Origin of the sequence: Wukongibacter baidiensis (assembly GCF_050888315.1) — a bacterium.
GTDB classification, from domain to species: domain Bacteria; phylum Bacillota; class Clostridia; order Peptostreptococcales; family Caminicellaceae; genus Wukongibacter; species Wukongibacter baidiensis.
Genome location: NZ_CP138202.1, coordinates 242882 through 265613 on the forward strand (window position 1 = coordinate 242882; position 22732 = coordinate 265613).

21 protein-coding genes are annotated in these 22732 nt (G+C 32.7%); all 21 read left to right on the forward strand.

Annotation, left to right across the window (positions count from 1 at the left end):
* The 21 genes from R9X47_RS01155 to R9X47_RS01255 all read left to right on the forward strand — a co-directional run bounded on the left by R9X47_RS01155 (position 1) and on the right by R9X47_RS01255 (position 22714).
* Positions 1 to 534: a 2-oxoacid:acceptor oxidoreductase family protein gene (locus tag R9X47_RS01155; protein WP_432664849.1), complete on the forward strand. Its 534-nt coding sequence runs from the start codon at positions 1 to 3 to the stop codon at positions 532 to 534.
* A 27-nt stretch (positions 535 to 561) separates the two neighbouring features.
* Complete coding sequence (locus R9X47_RS01160; protein ID WP_432664850.1) at positions 562 to 1422, forward strand: MurR/RpiR family transcriptional regulator; 861 nt, start codon at positions 562 to 564, stop codon at positions 1420 to 1422.
* Between the two features lie 377 nt (positions 1423 to 1799).
* A complete protein-coding gene (locus tag R9X47_RS01165) occupies positions 1800 to 4214 on the forward strand; it encodes a hypothetical protein (protein WP_432664851.1) in 2415 nt (804 codons plus the stop codon).
* Positions 4214 to 5143, forward strand: a complete 930-nt coding sequence (locus tag R9X47_RS01170; protein ID WP_432664852.1) for an ATP-binding cassette domain-containing protein — start codon at positions 4214 to 4216, stop codon at positions 5141 to 5143. Before R9X47_RS01165 ends, R9X47_RS01170 begins: the two co-directional genes overlap by 1 nt.
* Positions 5140 to 6072 (forward strand): ABC transporter permease, encoded by a 933-nt coding sequence (locus R9X47_RS01175; RefSeq protein WP_432664853.1) that lies wholly within the window; start codon positions 5140 to 5142, stop codon positions 6070 to 6072. The genes R9X47_RS01170 and R9X47_RS01175 overlap by 4 nt, the downstream gene beginning before the upstream one ends.
* Positions 6062 to 7300, forward strand: a complete 1239-nt coding sequence (locus R9X47_RS01180; protein WP_432664854.1) for a hypothetical protein — start codon at positions 6062 to 6064, stop codon at positions 7298 to 7300. Before R9X47_RS01175 ends, R9X47_RS01180 begins: the two co-directional genes overlap by 11 nt.
* Positions 7301 to 7322: 22 nt before the next feature.
* Positions 7323 to 7601 carry a hypothetical protein gene (locus tag R9X47_RS01185; RefSeq protein ID WP_432664855.1) on the forward strand — a complete coding sequence of 93 codons (279 nt, stop codon included), beginning with the start codon at positions 7323 to 7325 and terminating at the stop codon, positions 7599 to 7601.
* A gap of 23 nt (positions 7602 to 7624) precedes the next feature.
* Positions 7625 to 7759 (forward strand): hypothetical protein, encoded by a 135-nt coding sequence (locus R9X47_RS01190; RefSeq protein WP_432664856.1) that lies wholly within the window; start codon positions 7625 to 7627, stop codon positions 7757 to 7759.
* A gap of 373 nt (positions 7760 to 8132) precedes the next feature.
* Entirely contained in the window at positions 8133 to 9113 is a 981-nt protein-coding gene (locus tag R9X47_RS01195; protein ID WP_432664857.1) for an AAA family ATPase, read from the forward strand.
* A gap of 33 nt (positions 9114 to 9146) precedes the next feature.
* The gene (locus tag R9X47_RS01200; protein ID WP_432664858.1) at positions 9147 to 10004 is read left to right on the forward strand and encodes a DUF58 domain-containing protein; all 858 of its coding nucleotides are present in this window, start codon (positions 9147 to 9149) and stop codon (positions 10002 to 10004) included.
* Positions 10005 to 10008: 4 nt separating this feature from the next.
* Entirely contained in the window at positions 10009 to 11799 is a 1791-nt protein-coding gene (locus R9X47_RS01205) for a vWA domain-containing protein (RefSeq protein WP_432664859.1), read from the forward strand.
* Positions 11789 to 14569: a VWA domain-containing protein gene (locus R9X47_RS01210; RefSeq protein WP_432664860.1), complete on the forward strand. Its 2781-nt coding sequence runs from the start codon at positions 11789 to 11791 to the stop codon at positions 14567 to 14569. The genes R9X47_RS01205 and R9X47_RS01210 overlap by 11 nt, the downstream gene beginning before the upstream one ends.
* Before the next feature lie 247 nt (positions 14570 to 14816).
* Positions 14817 to 15440 (forward strand): histidine phosphatase family protein, encoded by a 624-nt coding sequence (locus tag R9X47_RS01215; RefSeq protein ID WP_432664861.1) that lies wholly within the window; start codon positions 14817 to 14819, stop codon positions 15438 to 15440.
* A gap of 23 nt (positions 15441 to 15463) precedes the next feature.
* A complete protein-coding gene (locus R9X47_RS01220) occupies positions 15464 to 15655 on the forward strand; it encodes a hypothetical protein (RefSeq protein WP_432664862.1) in 192 nt (63 codons plus the stop codon).
* A 229-nt stretch (positions 15656 to 15884) separates the two neighbouring features.
* A complete protein-coding gene (cmk, locus tag R9X47_RS01225; protein ID WP_432664863.1) occupies positions 15885 to 16541 on the forward strand; it encodes a (d)CMP kinase in 657 nt (218 codons plus the stop codon).
* Between the two features lie 57 nt (positions 16542 to 16598).
* Positions 16599 to 17441 carry a 4-hydroxy-3-methylbut-2-enyl diphosphate reductase gene (locus R9X47_RS01230; RefSeq protein WP_432664864.1) on the forward strand — a complete coding sequence of 281 codons (843 nt, stop codon included), beginning with the start codon at positions 16599 to 16601 and terminating at the stop codon, positions 17439 to 17441.
* Between the two features lie 3 nt (positions 17442 to 17444).
* On the forward strand, positions 17445 to 18599 hold the full coding sequence (rpsA, locus tag R9X47_RS01235) for a 30S ribosomal protein S1 (RefSeq protein ID WP_432664865.1): 1155 nt from the start codon (positions 17445 to 17447) through the stop codon (positions 18597 to 18599).
* Positions 18600 to 19010: 411 nt separating this feature from the next.
* Positions 19011 to 19787 (forward strand): CheR family methyltransferase, encoded by a 777-nt coding sequence (locus R9X47_RS01240; RefSeq protein ID WP_432664866.1) that lies wholly within the window; start codon positions 19011 to 19013, stop codon positions 19785 to 19787.
* 446 nt (positions 19788 to 20233) lie between these two features.
* A complete protein-coding gene (locus R9X47_RS01245; RefSeq protein WP_432664867.1) occupies positions 20234 to 20857 on the forward strand; it encodes a MerR family transcriptional regulator in 624 nt (207 codons plus the stop codon).
* 124 nt (positions 20858 to 20981) lie between these two features.
* The gene (locus tag R9X47_RS01250; RefSeq protein ID WP_432664868.1) at positions 20982 to 21119 is read left to right on the forward strand and encodes a hypothetical protein; all 138 of its coding nucleotides are present in this window, start codon (positions 20982 to 20984) and stop codon (positions 21117 to 21119) included.
* Between the two features lie 488 nt (positions 21120 to 21607).
* Positions 21608 to 22714: an HD-GYP domain-containing protein gene (locus R9X47_RS01255; RefSeq protein WP_432664869.1), complete on the forward strand. Its 1107-nt coding sequence runs from the start codon at positions 21608 to 21610 to the stop codon at positions 22712 to 22714.
* Positions 22715 to 22732: the final 18 nt, after the last annotated feature.

A 22732-nucleotide genomic window follows, 5' to 3' on the forward strand; every position in this document is an offset into this window, starting at 1 on the left:
ATGGCTATGCAGACTGAGATTAGATTAACTGGTTCCGGGGGTCAAGGACTAATATTAGCTGGTATTATATTAGCGGAAGCAGCACTTTTAAAGGGTGATAATGCTATACAATCACAATCTTATGGACCAGAAGCTAGAGGTGGAGCTAGTAAAGCAGAGGTTATTATAAGTAAAGAAGAAATAGATTTCCCAAAGGTAAGAAAGGCAGATATTATGCTTTCACTTACTCAAGTGGCTTTAGATAAATATGCTGATACATTAAAGGAAGATGGATTATTAGTAGTTGATTCTTCAATTGAAGTACCTTCAAACTTAAAGGCTAAGAAAATTGTATCTATTCCAATGTTAAACACTGCAAGTGAAGTTATTGGTAAGACTATGGTTGCAAACATAGTAGCTTTAGGGGCAATCCAAGAGCTTACTGATATCGTTACTAAGGAATATCTTGAAGAAGCAGTTTTAAGTAGAGTACCTAGGGGAACTGAAGAGTTAAACAAAAGGGCTTTACAGGAAGGGTATAATTTAGTAAAATAGCCTTAACACAAGAAAAGAGGGCTATTTATGAATGGAGATAAAAAAGATTTACTAATTAGAATTAGAGAAAAATATAATAAACTTAGTAAGGGTCAAAAATTGATAGCTAGTTTTGTTATGAATAACTATGACAAAGTGGCTTTCATGACTGCATCTAAATTAGGAGAAAAGGTCGGGGTAAGTGAATCAACAGTTGTAAGATTTGCTAATGCTTTAGACTATAAGGGTTATCCTGATTTACAAAAGGAATTACAGGAGCTTATCAAGACTAAGCTCACTACGGTTCAAAGACTGGAGCTTTCTAAGAACTATGATGAAGAAGGTTTTTTCAAGAAAGTTATGCAGGCCGACGTAGACAACATCTTGAAAACTGTCAGTGAACTGAATACTGAATCCTTTAATGAAGTAGTCAAAAATATCCTTGAGGCAAAGAAGGTATATGTGTTTGGACTAAGGAGTTCTACTGTAATTGTTGAGTATTTCTCTTTTTACTTGAATTTTATCTTAGATAATGTACGCATCGTGCCTTCAGGTATAAATGATATATTTGACCAATTAATTAACATAAATGAAGATGATGTCCTTATAGGATTCTCATTCCCAAGATACTCAAAGAAGACCATTGAGGTTATGGAATTTGCTAAAAACAAGGGTGCAAAGATACTAGGTATTACAGATAGCCAGTTTTCTCCAATATCTGAAGTAGCAGATATAACTCTAACAGCTAAGAGTAATATGACGTCATTTGTTGATTCCCTAGTCGCGCCTATGAGTTTAATAAATTCATTAATAATAGCTTTGAGTATGAAAGAGAAAGACAGGATCGCTGATAGGCTAAAAAGTTTTGAATCTACTTGGGAAAAATATGATATATATATAAACAAGTAGTTAGTTAATAAGAGGCAAAAGCTTTTCACTTTAAGTGAATCAGCTTTTGCCCTTTCTTTTTGTTAAGGCCATTTTAAGGAGAGGAATCTAATCAAAAAGGAAGCGATTAGGTGACACTAAGTTTTTCTTAAGGCCCTGTTAAGGAACTTTTAAGATTATTTGAACGTCTAAATTATTGATATCACTTAATATAAATAGTAGAATAAATATGTTGACTACAGAGAGTTCCAAGTAAATCTTAATTTATACATATCAAAATATCTGATGCTTTTGGAGATTTTTGATGTGTATAAATTAAAGTTTTGACTGGAATCTCTATGCTATAATACACTAATGACAGTTGTAGAAAAAATCTAAACTTTTGAGGGGGTAGTGGAATGAAGAATAATGACAACAGAATAGTACTAATTGTATTAATAATGGCCTTTAGTTTCACCATATTTCTTGGTGGAGCATGGAGCATAAGCTATGCCGAAGAAAAATTTGAAACAGACGTGAAAATAGGCTTTGATGGATACGTAATACCAAATGAAGTTACACCGATTAGAATAGAGATAAAGAATAACTTTGAGGATATTGAGGGTAAAGTTCAACTATTGTACGAGGACAAGTTTAGAGGAAATCAGACTAGCTTGTATACGGCATATAGTAAAAGGATAAATATTGCAAAAGGGTCAACAAAGATTGTAAATATTGAGTCAACATTTTACCAAAACGGTAACCTGTTTATTAGGGTACTAGATAAAAAGGATAATATTGTCTTTGAAAAGAGAGTACAATATCTAAATCTAAAAAAGCCCGATGATTTATATATGGGAGTATTTAGTGAGAACACTGATAGTCTAAGATATTTAGGGAAAACATATTCTAAAGTAACCCATGGTAACGGAGGAAGCTCATACTTTAAAATACTAGAACTAGATGAACATATACCAGAAAACTATAAAGTATTAAAAATGTTTTCTACCATTGTAATTAACAACTTTGATTCCGAAAAGCTAAGCAGTGGTCAACAAGAGGCTTTGAAAAAGTGGGTTGAATCAGGAGGTTTGCTTTTAATCGGAACGGGGTCTAATTATCAAAAGACACTAAAGGGACTGAATGAAGAGCTTAACTTTTTAGATGTTAAAGGTACTAAAACAATAGATAATTCTCAACTTAGTAGTGAAGAATCATTAGTATTACTGAATGCAGAACTGAAGACTGGAGAGAAACTTGTAATAAATGGTGAGGAAATACTTCCTATTTATCATCAAGAGATTGGTAATGGAAACGTTGTAATTACATCATTTGACTTAGCACTTTCGCCCTTCGGAAATTGGGATAAAAACGATGAGTTTATGAATGAGGTTATTAATAAATACTTCAAAGGTAAAGCAAATGAGTTTGTAGGTAGAAACATAAAAAGGAACCATTCCTATAGATTTGATAATATTGTATCTTACTTACCATACAATCTTCTACCATCCATTAAAACCATTGTAATAATATTGATTCTATTCATATTATTAGTTGGACCGATTAACTACTTTATCTTGAAAAAGCTCGACAAAAGGGAGTTTATATGGTTGACTATTCCACTAATCGTAATTTTGTTCTCCGGTTCAATATATGTATTAGGATTTAAAACTAGGCTAAGGCAGCCTATAGCAAACAATGTATCGGTTATTAATATTGATAGCAAAACAAATACAGCGGAAGTAACCGCCAGATCCGGTCTAATGGGATTTAATAATGGAGATTGGGATGTAGTTTTCGATAAGCAGAATGAAGTCTTTCTTCAAAATAATAGAGATTACGATAAATTGCAGAGATTTGCAAATGGAGAAATCGTGACTGAGTATATCTTCGACGATCAAAAGCATATTATTTTAAGAAAAGCTGGGGTTTTGGATGTTGAAACTGTTTCGAATAATTATGAGTTTAAAATGAAAGATAAACTAAGTGGCGAATTCAAGCTAGTAGATGGTGCCATTGTTGGTGATATAAATAACCTTTCGGATTTAGACTTAGAAGATGCAGTCGTTTTTCTAGGAAACAACTATAGAAAGCTAGGAGATATAAAATCAGGTGACAAATCAAAGGAAATAAAGTTTGAGATGAGTAAGGTTAAGGCCTATACGGCTAATGCTAGGAGGAATTGGTATGATCTATTTGATGCTGTTTACGGAACCTATCGCGGCAGTAGAAATAGCAACAACGAAGATTTAAATGACATACTTAATCCTAATATCAAAAGAGATATCTTAGATGGGGTTATTAACTCAAACTTGAATTCTATTAGCAAAAATAGATTCTTTATGTTGGCTTGGAACAGAGATAAAATTGGAAAAGGTATAAAAATAAATAATAAAGAGGCTAAAACCCTTGATAGAAATTTAGTAGTGTTACCACTCAGTATTGAATATAAAAAAGGAGATACAGTAACAGTACCTTATGGAATATTGTATCCAAATATAGTAGATATTTATGATATGGAACTAGAGGATGAAGATCAAATGCTTTATGGTGAAGGGTATGCTGTACTGAGCTTTAAACCTGAAAAGAATATGGAATTAAATTCAATGGAAATAAACTACAGCATAAATAAATATCGAGGAAAGCATGAGATGTACATTTACAACTTCACAACCGAGGAATGGGAAAAAACTGATAGATCAAATGTTTTAATCGATGCTTCTAATAAAACAGATTATTATGATGTAAATGCTGGAACTCTCTTAAAGATAGATCCTACCGACCATGGTGATCTATATGTCCCTAATTTTACTGTAGAGGGGGTTATTAAATAATGTTGAGACTAGAGAATTTGACAAAGAAATACGGTAAGCTAACGGCTGTAGATAATATATCACTTCAAATAAAAGAAGGTGAAATATTTGGATTTGTAGGCCCAAATGGAGCAGGAAAAACCACAAGCTTTAAGATGATCGCTACCCTTATGAGACCTACCTCAGGTAAAATATTTTTAGATGGGACTGAAGTTACCACTAAAAATCTTAAGGAGATAAGAAATAATATCGGATATATGCCGGACTTCTTTGGAGTATATGATAAGCTTAAGGTTACTGAGTATATGGATTTTTATAGTGACATAGCTGGTATATATGGTAAGGAAAAAGAAAATATAATGAGCGACCTTCTAGAATTGGTCGATCTAGCCCATAAAAGAGATGCCTATGTAGACTCGCTTTCTAGAGGGATGAAACAAAGGCTTTGCCTTGCTAGATGTTTGGTTCATAATCCTAAGCTATTAATTCTAGATGAACCTGCATCGGGAATGGATCCCAGGGCAAGGATTCAAATGAAAGAAATACTTAAAGAACTTAAGAGAATGGGTAAAACAATAATAATTAGCTCACATATACTGCCAGAGCTTGCGGAGCTATGTACCAATATAGGAATAATTAAGGGAGGCAAAATAGCCGTTAACGGATCGGTTGACGAAATAATGTTAATGGCTAGGGGAGCCAATGCTATAAAGATCGAAGTCCTTGGAGAAATTGAAAAATGTGTAAAGCTTTTAAAGGAGGAACCTTTAGTTAAATCGGTGATTGAGAATGAGAGGGATGTTGAGATAGAATTTTCCGGAAAACCTATAGAATTGTCAAACCTTTTGAAAAGGTTACTAGGTGCAAATATTCCTGTAATATCCTTTAAACCTTTAGAAAGCAACTTAGAGACTATATTCATGGATGTTACAAAGGGGGATGCAGAATGATGAGAATAAATCCTGTTTTAAAAAAGGAATTAACGGTTAGAACAAGATCATGGAAAATGCCAATAACTATATCACTATATTTGTTTTTTATATGCGCATTCTTGGCCCTTATTGCATCACAAATGGTATTTGGGTATAGATATTATAGAGGGATAAGGATAGAAGAGCTTAAGACTCTATATGCGGTTATTACGATATTTCAGCTGATACTTATAGCATTTATCATACCGGCTACTACATCAAGCGGTATATGTGGTGAAAAGGAGAGAAGAACCTTTGATTTATTGCTTTGTACTAGGCTGTCTAGTTTTTCAATAGTTTCAGGAAAACTCCTATCATCATTATCATTGATGATATTGCTATTAGTTGTATCGGTACCTATATTTAGTATATTCTTCTTGTTTGGAGTTATAACGCCATCAAGTATAATGTTACTTTTCGGATACTATTTAGTAACTGCACTGTTGTTTGGAAGTATAGGAATCTTTTCTTCTGCTTTCTTTAGAAGGACTACATCATCTACAGTATTTACCTACTTTCTAGTACTTCTACTTATGTTTGGTACGGGATTCTGTTTACTTATAACAAGATCTCTAATAGATAGACTTGATATAAACAATATAAGTGATACAGTGAAATGGATTTACAATTCGATAGTTTACATGAATCCTATGGTTGGAATAGGAGCAATTTTGGAAAAGCAATTTGGTGAGGGACCAATAAGGGAGATATTGATAGGAAGAAAAGCAAATGCAAACATTTTAGAACCATTGTACTATAATATGAGCTTTAGCTTTGTAATGTCATCTATTTTATTATTAGTAACTTCTATAAAAATTAATCCAATGAAGAAGTTTGGAAATAAGAGGGAAGATAAATTAAATAGAAAAAGAAGAAAGAAAAGGGATGAAAAAGTAAATGCTGGATAAAAAAATAATTGATTTATTAAAGCCCTTAAAACTTAAATACTTTTTTAAAAGGTTTATCCATATTATTTCATTATCACTATTAGTTTGGGGAGGTACCTCGTTAATCATTATGATGATATCGAGGTTTATCCCCATAACCTTTATATGGACTAAACTGTCAATGTCGTTAGTAATTATATTAGGCATAGGTACCATATGGACATTTATAAAGAAACCATCATATAGTGATACAGCTGCCTTAATAGATTCCTTTGAATTAAAAGAAAGGGTTTCTACCTCCTTAGAGCTTAAGGGGAAGGAGACAATAGTTGCTAAAATTCAAAAAGAGGATACAATAAAAATCCTTGAGAAAAAGGAGCTAAAATCAAAGATATCATTGAAACCTTCAATGAGAATACTTCTTTTCATTTTCATATTTATTATAGCAACAGTTTCTACAAGCTTTATTCCATCTAAATCATATGTAGTTGCAAAGGAAAAGGAAAAAAGCTTAGAAAAATTAGAAGAAGAGAAGGCTAAGATAGAGAAGATAAAGGATAACGTAAAGAGTGATAAAGAGTTAACCTTGGACGAAAAGAAGAAGTTAGAAGAAAGCTTAGAGAAAATGCAAAAAAAACTTGAGAAGGCTAAAAATATCAAAGATGCGAAAAAAGAACTTGTAAAATCAAAGAAGGAATTAAACTCAATAAAGGAAGAAATAGAGAAGCGTAAGATTGAGGAAACAGCAAAACAACTAAGTGAAAATCCATTTACTAAGGAACTAGCAGACAAGTTAAGGAGTAAAAACTCCCACGAAGTTGCTAAGGAAATGGAAAAGATGGCTGAAAAGATACAAAACATGAATAAAGAAGAGTTGAAGAAGTTAATGGATGGGCTAAATAAGCTTGGAGAGGCATTAAAGAATAATCCTGGTTTAGCAAACGCCCTTAAAGAAGTTAAGGATGCCCTTGCACAGTCTATAAAGGAAGGAAATCCTAATAGTGCTGCCATTAATCAAAGCCTTCAAAATTTGAATAAAGCAATAAATAATCAGTTAAGTAATCCTCAGATATCGGGTGAGCTAAGTGAAGCCTTAAGCACCCTTGATAATATAAATAATACCCTTTCAGAGATGTCTGAAGAGTCCACTGAAAACAAGAATCAAGGTAGTCAAAGCGCTCAAAAGTCAGGAGATGAAAGTCAGCAGTCCACATGCCCAACCGGAGAGCATTCTGGGGAAGGGGGCTGAGAGTTTAGTGGAGAGTCGCCAGGTGGTGACGGAAATTCAGGAGGTCAAGGAAACTCAGGAAATGGATCTGGAAATGGACAGGGACAAGGTAGTGGTGGTAGTAGTGCAGGAAATGGAAGTACACCAGGAAGTGAAAATGGTGGAGGTAGTCAGCAAGGTGGAGGTGCTGGAAGAAACGGAAGCAGCAATAAGGAAGCTAAGGACTACGAAAAAATATTTGCACCAAAGAATCTTGATACCGAAGGAGATAGGACCAATGTCCAAGGTAATGTTAACAAGACTGGACAAAAGGATACTATAGAAGTTAAAAAATTTGGTGAGACGATGGGTGAGTCAATTCCATTTAGTGAAGTATTAAAGAACTACAAAGAAAGTGAATTTCATAGACTAAATGAAGATGAGATTCCTCCAAATATGAAGGAAATAGTCAAGGAATATTTCATAAAACTGGATGAGTAAATAAGCACTGAAAAGATATTTTGCACATATATTTATGATGATAAGGGATTATTCTCAGAGTAGCATAAGGAGTTAAGTTATCTCTTTGTAGTAGTTCCTGTGATTCGGGATTTTGATAATTTCTCTTTCTGTATGCAATAAATTTATGCATGTAAATATAAACAGATTCATTGAAATCACTCAAATAAAATATCAAAATCCCGTAAGTAATTCAAACTGCAAAAAATATTTGCGGAAACTATACCTGAAAAGATTTTTTGCACATACTCAAACGAAAGAAAATTTGCCATCCTCAGAAACGATGGATGTCAAATATCCATAATGTGAGATCTTTATCGTATTATATATAGACTATAGAAAAAGGGTGATTTTAATGGACTTTACTGAAAAGGATTTTAGAGAATTTAATGATAAATTTAGTAGTATAAAAGAAGAAATACAAAGAGCGATTATAGGACAAGAGGAGCTTATAGAGAAAGTACTTATCGCTATGCTTTGTGAGGGGAATGTACTCTTAGAAGGTGTACCGGGTCTTGGAAAAACTCAGCTTGTTAAAACTATAGGACAGGTTTTGAACCTAGATTTTTCTAGAATTCAGTTTACTCCTGATCTTATGCCTGCCGATGTTTTAGGTACAAACATAATAGTCCATGATGAAAGTGGTAGGAATAGATTTGAATTTGAAAAGGGTCCCGTATTTACAAATATACTTTTAGCCGATGAGATAAACAGAGCAACGCCGAAAACTCAAAGTGCTATGCTTCAGTGTATGCAGGAAAAAATGGTTACCGCAGGTAATAAAACTAGAGAACTAGATAAGCCTTTTTTTGTACTAGCTACTCAGAACCCAATCGAAATGGAAGGAACCTATCCACTACCCGAGGCACAGATGGATAGATTTCTATTCAAGCTAAATGTAAAATTTCCAAACCTTAATGAACTAAGTAGAATAGTAAATCTTACTACCCAAAGAGAAGAAATAACTCTTAAAAAAATAAGTAATAGAGAAGATCTTCTGCAAATGATAGACATATCTAAGGAGATACCGGTTGCAGATGCAGTTCTGGAGTATGCTATGAAGCTAGTATTATCTACTCATCCTGAAAACGAAACAAGTCCAGAAACTACTAAAAAATATGTTAGATTCGGATCAAGCCCTAGGGGAGCCCAGGCAATAATAAAAGCAGCTAAAGTAAAGGCTCTAATTGATGGAAGATTTAATGTTTCCTTTGATGATGTAAGATATGTTTCTTTACCAGCTCTTAGACATAGGGTAATACTTAACTTTGAGGCAATGAGTGATAACGTAGACAGTGACTTTATAATAAAAGAAATAATTAGCAAAATTGACTAGAGTAATTTACAACTGAGAGACGGGGGTGAGATTTTGATTGATAAAAGCTTCCTGAGTAAATTGAATGGACTAAAACTTAATTACAATTTATCAATAAATAAGGGATATAGCGGTGGAAGAAAGTCCAGAGCTAAGGGTTCTTCCAGCGAATTCTCAGATTTTAGAGAATATATACATGGTGATGATTTTAGAAAAATTGATTGGAATGCCTATGGTAGATTTGAAAAGCTTTATATAAAGGAGTTTATGGAGGAAAGGGAGGTTCTAGTAAATATCTTTTTGGATACCTCAAGATCAATGGATTTTGGCGAGCCAAAGAAGGCAACTATCCTCAAAAATATTGCTTTAGCCTTTTCTTTCATTAGTCTTAACAACCTAGATAGGGTAAATTTATACTACCATAAAGAGAATGAGATTAAAGAATCGGGATATTTAAGTGGAAAAAACTCGCTAAATAAGGCAATGGTTTTACTAGATGAATTAGATTTTCAAAATAAAACGGACTTCTTTTCAATAATAAATAAGCGACCATATAAGTCTGGAATATCTGTAATAATATCGGATCTATTCACCGAGGATTTTGAAAATATAGTGAAATACCTGTCCTATATGAATCAAAAGATTATTGTATTACATTTACTAGATAAAAAGGAGTTAAAGCCTGATTATATAGGGGATTTAAGGCTTATAGACAGCGAAACACTAACCGGTGATGACATATCCATTAGTGGGCCAATATTAAGCTCCTATGAAAGGACATTGAGATCCTTTATGCAAAACATCAAGGAAACCTGTAAAAAGTACGGATGTGCGTATTCTATGATATCGAATGAATTTTCAATCGATGAGATTATATTTGAAAAGCTCGTTAGGGCTGGTATTTTGAGGTGATAAAATGAGTTTCTTTTCTCCAATGCACTTTTTGTTTCTTCTAGGAACTATACCAATTATTATTATGTATCTATTAAAAAAGAGGCATCAAGATTTTGAAATATCTAGTACTTTTCTATGGCAAAGAGCTGTGGCCGATATAGAAGCTAATGCTCCTTGGCAGCGTCTTAGAAAAAATATACTTTTGATATTACAGCTCCTGGCTTTTATAATGCTCGTATTTTTCTTAGTTAAGCCATACCTTATATCAAGTACTCTTGATGTTGACAACTTAATTGTTGTATTGGACAAATCCTTGAGTATGGGAACGCTAGAAGACAGTAAAAGTAGGTTCGAAAGGTCAAAGGAAGACATTGATGAGATTATTGATAATTTAAAATCAAATGGAACCTTAACCCTTATAACCATGGGAAGTACACCGGATGTAATAATAAATAAGTCAGGAGATAAGTCGGTTCTGAGTAGAAAATTGAAGGATATTGATATATCAAATGAAGCGGATAATCCTGAAGACACTTTATCCCTTATTAAAGCTATGACAAAGGACTTGGAAAACTATAGGATTATTTTTTATACAGATAAGAATATAGATATGGACAATGCTATAGTAAAAAACACGTGGTCTAATCAGAGCAATGTTCTTATTGAGAGCCTGTCATGCAAACAGGTTAATAATTCTATAAGTGCCTTGGTTCAGGTTAGAAACTATGGTAACACAGATGTCAAAACTGACTTAATAATATATTCGGAAGATGAAATATATGATGTTAAAGAGGTAGAGCTTAAGGCAAATGATAGTAAAAAGATTTATATTGAAGGTATGCCAATGAGCAGTATAGTAAAGGCTGAGCTTGACGTTGAAGACGCTCTGATGGCAGATAATATTAGATACAGCGTAGTAAGAAGCAATCAACTTCAAAAAGTTCTTTTTACGACTTCAGGCAATGTATTCTTGGAAAAGGCTATAGCCCTTAACGAAAACATAGAACTTTATAAGACTAACGAGGTGCTAAGTGATGTCAGTGGATATGATCTATATATTTATGATGGACTATTTCCAAAAGAGCTCCCAAAGGATGGAAATATATTTATCTTAAATCCAAATACATTAGAGGGAGTTGTAGATGTAAGTGGCTCAATGAATCAAGGAGATATAACTATTCATGATGATGATCTTTTAAGGTATGTGAATTTTGATATATCAATGAGCAAGGTTAAAGCCCTATCGCAGCCAGGCTGGGCAAAACCCTTTATGTTTTCTAATGATAAGGCAATAGCATTAAAGGGTGAGAAGGAGAATCAAAGGTTTGTAATAGTTGGATTTGATATACATGATACAGATTTTCCACTAAAATATGATTTCCCAATATTTGTTCAAAACGTACTAGACTATACATTAAGCTTTAATACCCAAAGAAAGACTGAGGTGTTAAGCGGTGAAGACATTAATATAGATGTGTCACCCAAATCAAGTGAAGTATATGTTGAGACTCCAGATAGAAATAGAAGGAAGGTAGGACCGCCTTTTCCAGTTGCAGCCTTTACAGATACCGATGGGATAGGTGTATATACCATAGAGCAAATAATAGATGATAAAGTCAATAAAAACTTTTTTGCATCCAATGTCAATACAATAAAAGAGTCCAATGTAAATCAAAGTATTAGAGCTAGAGATAAATTAAACACAGAAAACAATGTAAAAGAAAAGGGCATGAAGAATCTAAAGAATATATTTTTAGTGTTGGCTCTTTTACTTTTAGTAGTAGAATGGGTGGTGTATAACCGTGGGTATTAGCTTCCAAAATCCAATATATTTAGCACTCATACCGATTGCGATTGCTTTTCTCTTCTATTTCAGTAGATCTAGGCTTAAAAGCTCACCTAGAAGAAAGGCTATATTAGGGGTTAGAACAATTATATTTCTATTAATTATTCTTAGTCTTAGTGGGATTAGCTTAAAAACCGATGTAGATACAACCACAACCATTTTTGCAGTGGATTTATCCCAAAGTGCCGCCCATAATGCAGAAGAATTTAGAGAATTTATTAATGAAGCTTTAGAATTTGCAAAAAAGAATGATAGAGTTGGAGTAGTGGCTTTTGGTGAAAAGGGAGAAGTTGAGCAGCCTGTAACCACAGATCTAACCAATGTTAAATTTGAAACGAAAATCGACAAGGGTTTTACAAATATAGAAAAGGCCCTAAAAATATCGAGAGCCTTAATTCCTGAGGATTCTAAAAAGAGGATAGTTCTATTTACAGATGGTAAAGAAAACGTAGGAGACAGCCAAAAAGAAGGCAATTTACTAAACATCAATGATGTGGAACTAAAAGTCTATCAAAAAGACTCTTCTATACAAAATGAAGTACAGCTTAAGACTATCGATATACCAAAGGTTCTATATGAAAATCAAAGCTTTGATGTGATTCTAGATATATATAGCAACATAGCTACACAAACTAAGATAACCTTATTTTCAGGGAACAATGTAGTTGGAGAAAAGGATGTAAGACTTGAAAAGGGTAACAACAGGTTTGTTTTTAAGGATAAGGCTGAAGGAAGCGGTTTTAAATCCTATAGCGCTGTTATAACTCCAGAGAAGGATACTTACACACAAAACAACACATATTCTGCCTTTACAGATGTAAAGGGCAAGCCATATGTATTGCTAATCGATGGAGAAAGCAATGGAGGAAGAGAATTATACAAGATATTGAAATCTGCTTCAATAGGTGTAGATTATATAAATGCTAAAGAAGTACCAACTGAACTAACTAGCATCTTAAAGTATAAAAGCATTATTATGTCAGATGTATCTCTTCATAATATAGATAAAAGATTTTTAGAGTCTTTACAGATATATGTTAGAGATTATGGAGGTGGTTTAGTTGTTACTGGAGGCGAGAATAGTTATGCCCTAGGAGGATACTATAAGACTAAGCTTGAGGAGATTCTCCCAGTTAATATGGAAATGAAGATAAAAGGAGAGGTTCCTAGCCTTGGGCTTATGCTAGTAATAGATAAATCAGGAAGTATGGATGGTGGAGAAGTAGGAACTAGTAAAATTGAGATTGCTAAAGAGGCAGCCATTAAGGCAGTCAACTCACTAAAACCTAAGGATCAGATAGGTGTGGTTACCTTCGATGACACGCCACAATGGGTAGTTGAGCCTTCTCCAGACCAAAAAGAAGATGAGCTTATTGGGGCAATAGGGAGCATAAGAGCTGGAGGTGGGACTAGTATTATACCAGCTCTAAATGAAGCATACGAGTCTCTTTCAAAGCTAGATACAAAGCTAAAGCACGTTATTCTATTAACCGATGGACAGGCGGAGAGATACGGATATGAGCAAATATTAAGTAATATGAAGGAAAAGGGCATAACTATTTCTACAGTAGCTGTAGGTGAGGGAGCCGATACAAGACTTCTTGAATCAATCGCCAACACTGGTAAGGGAAGATATTATTTCGTTGACGAATATGGTACTATCCCAGAAATATTTACAAAGGAAACCTTCTTGGCTTCTAAAACCTATATAAATAACAGAACCTTTGTGCCCAAATTAAGCTCCATAAGTGATATTGTATATCCAGTCATGGAAAATCCCATTGCTTTAAATGGATATATTAGCACTAGCTCAAAGGACAGAGCGGAAATAATACAGAAAAGTGATACTGATGAGCCAATTCTTGCAATATGGCAATATGGACTGGGTAAAAGTATTGCTTGGACACCTGACACCAATGGAAAGTGGACATCAAACTATTTGGCTACAGAGCAAGGGATAGACTTTTTTAATAGAATGCTTCTAGCATCCTTCTATAAGGGTGGTAGTGACGATCTATTTGTAGAATCCAGTACAGAAGGAAATATAGCTAAAATTAATGTAAAGGATCTAAAGGATAACGATAAGGTCTACGACACTAAAGCTTCTATAATAACCCCGAATTTAGAGAAAGTCGATATTGACCTTACAATCAAGAATATCGGTGAGTATAGTGGAGAGATAGAAGCACTAGAAAAGGGAACATATGTTATTAAAGTGTCTCAATATGAAAATGATAACCTTATAAAATCGACTCAGCAGGCTATTACCATAAATTACTCTAAAGAGTACGATATAACCCTAACCTCAGAGGGCTTATCAGAGCTTGTAAGGAAATCTAAGGGTGACTTTATAAATAGTCCTAAAGAAGTGTTTACGAAGAACGAAAAGGATGTTCATGGTTATAGGGATATAACAGATATTTTAATAATAATTTCTTTGCTTCTATTCATAATAGATATTGCTTTAAGAAGACTTAATATAAGGTTCAAGGGATTAGACCGTGTTAGAAAAAAAACAGCACAAATTGCAAAAGATATCAAGGAAAAACCTATAAGTAAAGAGGTTCGAAGAAGATCGTCAGTAGATGAGAAGAAGATCTTTGAAGATAAAGGATTAACTGAACCAGAAAAGGAAAAAGTAAAGGAAAGCAAGCAGCCTAAAAAAGCAGAGAGTAAAAGCCCTAATAGTTTAAATACAAACAGGCTTTTAAGCGCAAAAAATAAGAGAAAAAGATAGAAAGGGGCTGTCTCATAAAGGTTTCTTATGAGCTCAGCCTCGGGGTGTTTCAGAATGAGTGAAGTTCAAGGTTTTGAAATTTCAACGGTTTGGCTAGTACTAACGTACGTGCCAAGTCGGTGAACATTTCAAATAACGCAGAAATTCGCCATTCTGAGACATCCCTTTTTTTATGTCGGAGGACTAATATCAGAAAATAATGGATAAAATAATAAAAAAGAGTTTTTCAAAAAGTTCGGGGGTTATTATGTTAAAGCTTTATCTAATAAGACATGGAGAAACTATTTGGAATAAGGAGTGTAAAACTCAAGGATGTAGAAACATTCAGCTTAGCAAGATGGGGGTGTTACAGGGAAAACAGATAGCCGAGAAATTGAAAAGAAGAAATGATAGCTTCAAAAGAATTTTTACTAGTGATCTTGATAGGTGTTATTTGACTGCTAGCTTTATTGCACAGGAGCTTAATATAGATATTGAAGTTAATAGTAATCTTAGAGAAATGTCCTTTGGTGAATGGGAAGGTCTCACTATAGAGGAAATAAAAGAATTATACAATGAGGAATATAGAAGCTGGAGGAGTCAACCCTATAAAAGTAGCATTCCAAATGGCGAAGACTTAAGAGGAGTACAGAAACGATGTCTAGAAGCGGTAGATAAAATTATGGAAAGATATGATAACTGCTCTATAGTAATTGTATCCCATAGCGTAGCAATAAAAACTATGATATTAGGCCTACTAGGAATCGACCTTAAACATTTTTATAGTATAACTTTAAAAAATGCTTCTATGAATATATTTGAATTTAGAGACTACGGACCTGTTCTAGTTAGCTTGAATGATGTTTGCCATTTAGAAGAAGCTTTAGGATAAGAGTCTTTTGTGGAGGGAAAAGTATGGGTAAAACAATTGCAGATAAACATGAAAAGATAGACAAAATGCTAATAAAAATGGTCATAAGCTTGTGCATTGTACTAATGTTTGTACAGGGATATCTAAGAATAGTAAACAGAGGGATAGAACCTTTTCTAAATAAACTATATAAAGACGAAGGTTTAAGCTTTAAAATCATGGAAATAGTTCAATAGATTATTAAACCCGGATTATTCATGAAAAATTCAAAATTACTTACACCCTTTCAAACTTTTCACGAATAATCTAGGTTAAAATTACTATATATACTTGTTATAGTTTACATATTAAGTTATAATTTTGATATGTATGTTATAATTTGTTTTGAATAGATATGCATATATTTATAATGAAGCAAATTTGACCACCAGCCATCTGGTGGTTTATGTGTTAGGAGGAACATTTGTGGATAAAGTAAGCATAGCAATAGACGGCCCGGCAGGTGCAGGTAAAAGTACTATTGCTAAAAGGATTGCAGAAGCGAAAGAAATATTATATATTGATACTGGAGCAATGTATAGGGCAATTACATTAAAACTCTTAAATACCAATGTTTCACTCGATAATAATGAGATGGTTTCAAAAACTCTCGAAAGTACAACAATCGAATTTAAAGAGGGAAATATATATTTAGATGGTATTAATGTAAATGAAGAAATTAGAAGGCCCAATATAAATGAAAATGTATCAGCAGTTGCAGCAATGTCATGTGTTAGAAAAACCTTGGTAGATATTCAGAGAAAAATTGCAGAAAACAATGATGTTATAATGGATGGTAGAGATATTGGAACAAGAGTCTTACCATCGGCAAAATATAAGTTTTTCTTAACTGCTTCCGTTGAGGAAAGAGCTAGAAGAAGATACGTTGAGTTAACGGAAAAGGGTTATAAACTTAACTACGAAGATGTTGCTAAAGAAATTGCTAAAAGAGATAAAATGGATACTGAGAGAGAGTTGGATCCTCTAAGACAGGCTGAAGATGCCATTTTAGTTGATACAACTGGTAAAAGTATTGATGAAGTTATAGATACCATAATAAAGAGAATAGATACAATGAAATAGATTTTATTGTTTGCTACATCATTGTTCTTAGTTTCTATGCTTAGGAGGTATATATACTTGAATATTTATATTGCTAAAAATTCAGGTTTTTGTTTTGGTGTTAAAAGAGCTCTTAAGAAAACCTTGGAAGCTGTAAAACAAGAAGAAAATAAAATATTCACCTTTGGTCCGTTAATACATAATACACAGGTCATAAACAGATTAAACAGTCTGGGTGTTAAATCTACTGATAAAATTGAAGATGCAGAGGATTCTACCCTAATAATTAGATCCCATGGAATTCCTTTGAAGATCTACGATGATGCAGATGAAAAAAACGTTGAAATCATTGATTTAACATGTCCGTTTGTAAGACGAGTGCAGGAAATAGCTAAAGAATACCATAATAAAGGATACAAAATAGTAATAATTGGAAACCCAAAACATCCTGAGGTTATTGGAATAAATGGATGGTGCAATAATAGTGCATATATCATTGAAGAAATTGCTGAAGTAGAAAAATTACCTTTTATACCAAAAATGTGTGTTGTAGCTCAAACTACTATAACTTTTGAAAAGTGGAATACTATAATAAAGGAACTAGATAAAAAAGCAGATGAAATTAGAGAATTCAACACAATATGTTTAGCAACAAAGGAAAGACAAGAAGCATCAGCTGAAATAGCTAAAAAGGTTGATGCAATGATAGTAATTGGCGGATATCATAGTTCAAATACTCAAAAACTATTCAAAGTTTCCAAGAGCTATTGTGATAATTCTATTCATATTGAAACTGCTGAAGAACTACCTTTAGAAATATTTGAAGGATGTAAAGACGTTGGGATAACAGCTGGTGCTTCAACACCAGATTGGATTATAAATGAAGTTGTAAAAAAAATAGAAAATGAAGGTGGCGATTAAATCATGGATAACAACAGTACTTTTAACGAGCTATTAGAACAGGAGGAGAAGCTTTTTACTGTTCCAAGACGCGGAAACATACTTAAAGGAAAAGTTGTACAAATTCAAAAGGACGAGGTTGTAGTAAATATTGGATATAAATCCGACGGTATAATTCCTTTTAGTGAATTTTCAAATAATACAGATATTAACCCTGGTGAAGTAGTAAAAGAAGGGGACGAAATAGATGTTTATGTATTAAAATCTGACGATGGTGAAGGAAACGTTGTATTATCTAAAAAAAGAGTTGACGCTATAAAGGATTGGGACGTTATAGAGGAACTTGCAAAAGATAATTCTACGATAAAAGTTAAGACAGGCCAGGCTGTGAAGGGTGGAATCATTGCATTCTATAACGAATTACGTGGATTTATCCCGGCCTCACAATTATCGAATCAATATGTTGAAAGTATAGATGATTTCAATAATAAGGAACTAGAAGTAAAAGTTCTTGAAGTAGATAAGCAAAAAAATAAGGCTATTTTCTCCCACAGAAAAATATTAGAAGAAAAAGCAGCAGTAATGAAAAAAGAGCTATGGAGCAAAATAGAGAAAGATATAGTTATGAAGGGCGAAGTAAAAAGATTAGCTGACTTTGGTGCTTTTGTAGACCTAGGCGGTGTTGATGGTCTTATTCATATATCAGAGATGTCTTGGGGTAGAATAAAGCATCCAAGTGAAGTATTAAAGATTGGTGATACTGTTGAAGTTTATGTAAAGGATATTGATAGAGAGAAGGAGAAAATTTCTTTAAGCTTAAAGCAAGCTCTTCAAAATCCTTGGGACACTGCTGGGGAAAAGTATAATATAGGTGCTGTAACTACGGGTAAAGTAGTAAAATTAGTTAACTTTGGTGCGTTTGTTGAACTTGAAGCTGGATTAGAAGGTTTAGTTCATATTTCACAGATATCTGAGAAAAGAATAGCTACACCAGCTGAAGCTTTAGAAGTTGGACAGACTGTAGATGTAAAGATATTAGATATAAAGAAGGAAGAGAAAAGAATAAGCTTATCTATCAAGGAAGCAGCGGCTTCTGAAGAGGCAGAAGAGTTTGTTTACGAGAACGAAGAAGAGGAAAAAGCAACTATTGGAGATGTTTTAAAGTCTAAGGAAAATTAATTTATAAATATTATTTTAGATTGAGCCGTAGATGAAATTATTTTTATTTATGATTTGACTTACTTGAAAAGTTACTGCGATATGATGCAGAAGATATAGCATATATAAAACTCAAGGTTTATAAGCCTTGAGTTTTAAAATTTTTGAAGACTAACTATTTTTAAAAGTGTAAAGAAAAGTTCTATTTATATAGAATATTTTTTATTGGTTTGGAAAGAATATTAATACCCTCACAAAATATTAAGAAGACCCCCTTATATTTCTCGTTTACCGTGTTTAACACGGTATTTTTTTTGCAAATATTCATATCCCTATATATATAATTTACTCCATTTACTAAATGTGTTAAAATTATTTATATATCGACATTTTATATAAGTAAAAATACATAACTAAAAGTGGGGTTTTAATATGTTAGGGTATGAAAAATTTAAAGAACAAGTTTTTAGAAAAACAGGTATTAACTTATCGGCTTATAAAGAAAGACAAATGAAAAGACGTATAGAATCCTTGATAAAGAGAAACAATTACGATACCTATGATGATTATTATAACGCTTTGATAAAGGATAATAAGCTTTTTGATGAGTTTATAAATTATCTTACAATAAATGTATCGGAGTTCTTTAGAAACCCAGCTCAATGGGAGGTACTAAAGAACGAAATATTCCCATATTTATTAAACAATAACGGAAAAAGAAAATTAAAGGTATGGAGTGCGGCTTGCTCTACCGGTGAAGAGCCTTATTCTCTTGTAATGGCCCTTAGTGACTTTTTTGACCTCAGAAACATTGAGATTATTGCTACAGATATCGATAATGAGGTATTAAACAAAGCGAGCATAGGTCTGTATTCAGCGAAAAGCATTGAAAATACTCCAGATAGATTTAAGAGTAAGTATTTTGAGAAAACTGGAAACTCATTTAGAGTTAAAGATGAAGTAAAAAAATGCGTGAAATTTAAGAAGCATGATCTTCTAAAAGATGCTTATCCAAGTAGCTGTGATTTAATAATTTGTAGAAACGTTTTGATATATTTTACTGAGGAAGCAAAGGAAAAAATATATCAAAAGTTTAATAGTAGTTTAAAGAATGATGGTGTTCTTTTTGTGGGAAGTACAGAGCAAATAATACTTCCTCATAGATACAACTTTAAAGCTATGAAAACATTCTTTTATAAGAAAATATAGATCTAATCCCGAATTAGTCATGAAAAATTCAAAACTCTGCTGCGTCCTTTTGATTCTAAGACATCCATCAAATTCTTGACGTACCGTTTAGGTATGTCTTCGAACTTGATGAAAGCCTTAGAATTCAGAATTACTTGCACCCTTTCAAACTTTTCATGAATAATTAGGGATAATTTATAAATTTTAAATTACTAACAACGATAAATAAAGGTCCTTTTCTATGAGATTAATAGAAGAGGACTTTTTTAATTGTATAGATAATGGAGAAAATACATATGAAAAATAGAATGATGTCGTTTGCTATTATTGTATAAAAATATTTGTAGTATATACTCGTAAAATGGTTGAAATTGCTATAAAAAAACTAGATATCCTTAAAGGAATTCAAGTATTTTAAAAGAATAAAGTAATATACCAAGATTATATAATTAGGGGTGAATAGATAGATGATTGATATTAACAAAAGCTACACAATATCAGAGGCAAGTGACCTCATCGGTTATCCAAATCATGTTCTAAGGTTTTATGAAAAGGAATTCGAACTCGAAATTCCTAGAAATAAATCTGGCCATAGATATTATTCGTATATCGAGATGGAGAAATTTCTGTATATTAAAACTTTAAAAGAGAGGGGGCTGTCAAACAAGCAAATAAAAACCATACTAAACTCCCCAGAAGAAGTAATAAATATTGATGAGATAGCAGCTACGAGCTATAGTGCTAATGTAGAAGCAGGAAACGATGTTATACCTATCAATAATAGTTTGAGTGTAGATCAGCCGCAAAATTTAATAGAAATAAGAAAGATAATTCAAGATAAACTGGATGATAACTTTAATAACCTTAGTAAAGTCTTGGTAGAAGAAATACAGGGGACATTAAATAATTTTAAGGATGAATATGTTAACGAAGATAAGGATGCACTAATATCTGAGAATGCAAGACTAAAAATGAAGTTAAAAGAGAGGGCATATGAAGCTGCAATGTTAAAAGACAAATTGAAGAGATATGAAAATAGTAAAGGTTCTTTTTTAAAGAGAATTTTCAAAAGCACTAATAATGGGATTTAATATATGAAGATATATTAGATCTCTTTTTTTAAAAAAAATACGCAAATATAATTGTATACAATTGACAAGACGGAATACATGTATTATAATATAAATGTAAACAAGAATAAAGGGAGGAATAAATATGAAAAAGCATACTGAAAACAGAGATAACACTGCTAAAAGAAAATGTGGAATGGTAACATGTATTCATTGTATTTGCAATAACTGTACAGTTGAAAAATGTGATTTTTACGAAAGAGCTTATAAACAAGAGCATTAGGAAGGAAGTGGCCTGTGAGCCTTGTTAAAAGATTAAAGGTATAGCCCAGATTATTCATAGAATGTTTAAAAAGATGCTAATAGTCTTTAGAATTAAGGACAAAGCAGAGTTTTAGATTTTCTATGAGTAATCTGGGTTTATTATTTTTTGAGGATATTTTCAACAACAAAATTTAGATAAATCGACACTTAATTGAACATAATTAATATTGTGAAGAAATATGTAGAATTTAAGTAGCTTGAGTTCAAGAGGCAAACTATAAATATATTATTTACCCCAAATATTTAAAATTGTAATCAACAGAAATACGACTGAAAAATGGCTAAAATTAATGATACAAAAGAACTAAGGAATTTTTTTGAAATATACGATATTATATATGTAAGTTTATTTATATGGGTATGGGAACTGCCGAAATATGTCGTATAAAAAACACGAACTTTATGTTATAATGGATATAGTTTGAAATGTAGTTTTGAGGTGATAGATTGAGATTAATACCCTTATCTGTTGTTAGAGATGGCGTGTTTCTAGCACAGACATTGTATAATGCTAATGGTAAGGTACTGTTAGTTAAAGGAACAAAATTAACACATAGTTACATACAGAAAATCAAAGAACATGGTTTCTATTCAATATATATTTTTGATGAATATAGCGAGCAGGAACTAGATGATGTAATAAAGCCACAAGTAAGAAGGAAAGCTATAGACACAATACAAAATATATATAACAATTTTATGACTACTCAAGATACAAGTATAAATCCCTTTAAACAGGAGAAAATACACAATCAAAATCAATCAAATCTTGATGAAATACAGAAGATGGCTAAACTTATAGTTGATGATATATTTTCTCAACCCCAGCTATTAATTAGCTTAGTTGATATTAAAAGTCTTGATACATATACCTTTAACCATAGTGTAAATGTAGGTGTCCTAGCTTTAACTTTAGGAATAGCCTATGGATTAAATAGAAACGACTTATATGACTTAACACTAGGTTGTATGTTGCATGATGTAGGAAAAATCTTTGTCCCAAATGAAATATTAAATAAACAAGGGAAATTGAATGATGATGAATTCAAAATTATACAGGATCATTGTGAAAAAGGATTTGCTTATCTTAGGGAATATACTGACCTGGGGCCTAGAGTAAGAATTGTTGCACTCCAGCATCAAGAAAGATACGATGGCTCAGGGTATCCACAGGGACTAAAAGGGGATCAGATTAATACATTATCTCAAATTGCGGCAATTGCCGATGTATATGATGCACTAACTTCAGACCGCCCATATAGAAAAGCACTATCTCCACATGAAGCAATTGAATATCTAATGGGATCTGGTGGTACACACTTTAATATGAATATGATTAAGAGTTTCCTACAAAAAATAATACCTTTCCCTGTTGGAACCGTTGTTAAACTAAGCAATGGATTCATAGGAACTGTTGAAAAGATAAATCAGGAAATGTTATTAAGACCGTCAGTAAAAGTTTTTAAACATAATAGGGAAGAAGTCAATTCTTTTTTATGTGATTTATCTCGAGAAAAGAATGTTGTTATTAAGAATGTTGTATATGATGTATAAGTTTCTATAGAGTATCTA

What these genes read in the sequence shown, in the direction of transcription:
- R9X47_RS01180 (WP_432664854.1), top strand. Translation starts at nt 6,062, where the DNA reads ATGCTGGATAAAAAAATAATTGATTTATTAAAGCCCTTAAAACTTAAA.
- R9X47_RS01190 (WP_432664856.1), top strand. Translation starts at nt 7,625, where the DNA reads ATGGGTGAGTCAATTCCATTTAGTGAAGTATTAAAGAACTACAAAGAA.
- R9X47_RS01215 (WP_432664861.1), top strand. Translation starts at nt 14,817, where the DNA reads ATGTTAAAGCTTTATCTAATAAGACATGGAGAAACTATTTGGAATAAG.
- R9X47_RS01195 (WP_432664857.1), top strand. Translation starts at nt 8,133, where the DNA reads ATGGACTTTACTGAAAAGGATTTTAGAGAATTTAATGATAAATTTAGT.
- rpsA (WP_432664865.1), top strand. Translation starts at nt 17,445, where the DNA reads ATGGATAACAACAGTACTTTTAACGAGCTATTAGAACAGGAGGAGAAG.
- R9X47_RS01160 (WP_432664850.1), top strand. Translation starts at nt 562, where the DNA reads ATGAATGGAGATAAAAAAGATTTACTAATTAGAATTAGAGAAAAATAT.
- R9X47_RS01155 (WP_432664849.1), top strand. Translation starts at nt 1, where the DNA reads ATGGCTATGCAGACTGAGATTAGATTAACTGGTTCCGGGGGTCAAGGA.
- R9X47_RS01205 (WP_432664859.1), top strand. Translation starts at nt 10,009, where the DNA reads ATGAGTTTCTTTTCTCCAATGCACTTTTTGTTTCTTCTAGGAACTATA.
- R9X47_RS01175 (WP_432664853.1), top strand. Translation starts at nt 5,140, where the DNA reads ATGATGAGAATAAATCCTGTTTTAAAAAAGGAATTAACGGTTAGAACA.
- R9X47_RS01245 (WP_432664867.1), top strand. Translation starts at nt 20,234, where the DNA reads ATGATTGATATTAACAAAAGCTACACAATATCAGAGGCAAGTGACCTC.
- R9X47_RS01165 (WP_432664851.1), top strand. Translation starts at nt 1,800, where the DNA reads ATGAAGAATAATGACAACAGAATAGTACTAATTGTATTAATAATGGCC.
- R9X47_RS01220 (WP_432664862.1), top strand. Translation starts at nt 15,464, where the DNA reads ATGGGTAAAACAATTGCAGATAAACATGAAAAGATAGACAAAATGCTA.
- R9X47_RS01250 (WP_432664868.1), top strand. Translation starts at nt 20,982, where the DNA reads ATGAAAAAGCATACTGAAAACAGAGATAACACTGCTAAAAGAAAATGT.
- R9X47_RS01240 (WP_432664866.1), top strand. Translation starts at nt 19,011, where the DNA reads ATGTTAGGGTATGAAAAATTTAAAGAACAAGTTTTTAGAAAAACAGGT.
- R9X47_RS01170 (WP_432664852.1), top strand. Translation starts at nt 4,214, where the DNA reads ATGTTGAGACTAGAGAATTTGACAAAGAAATACGGTAAGCTAACGGCT.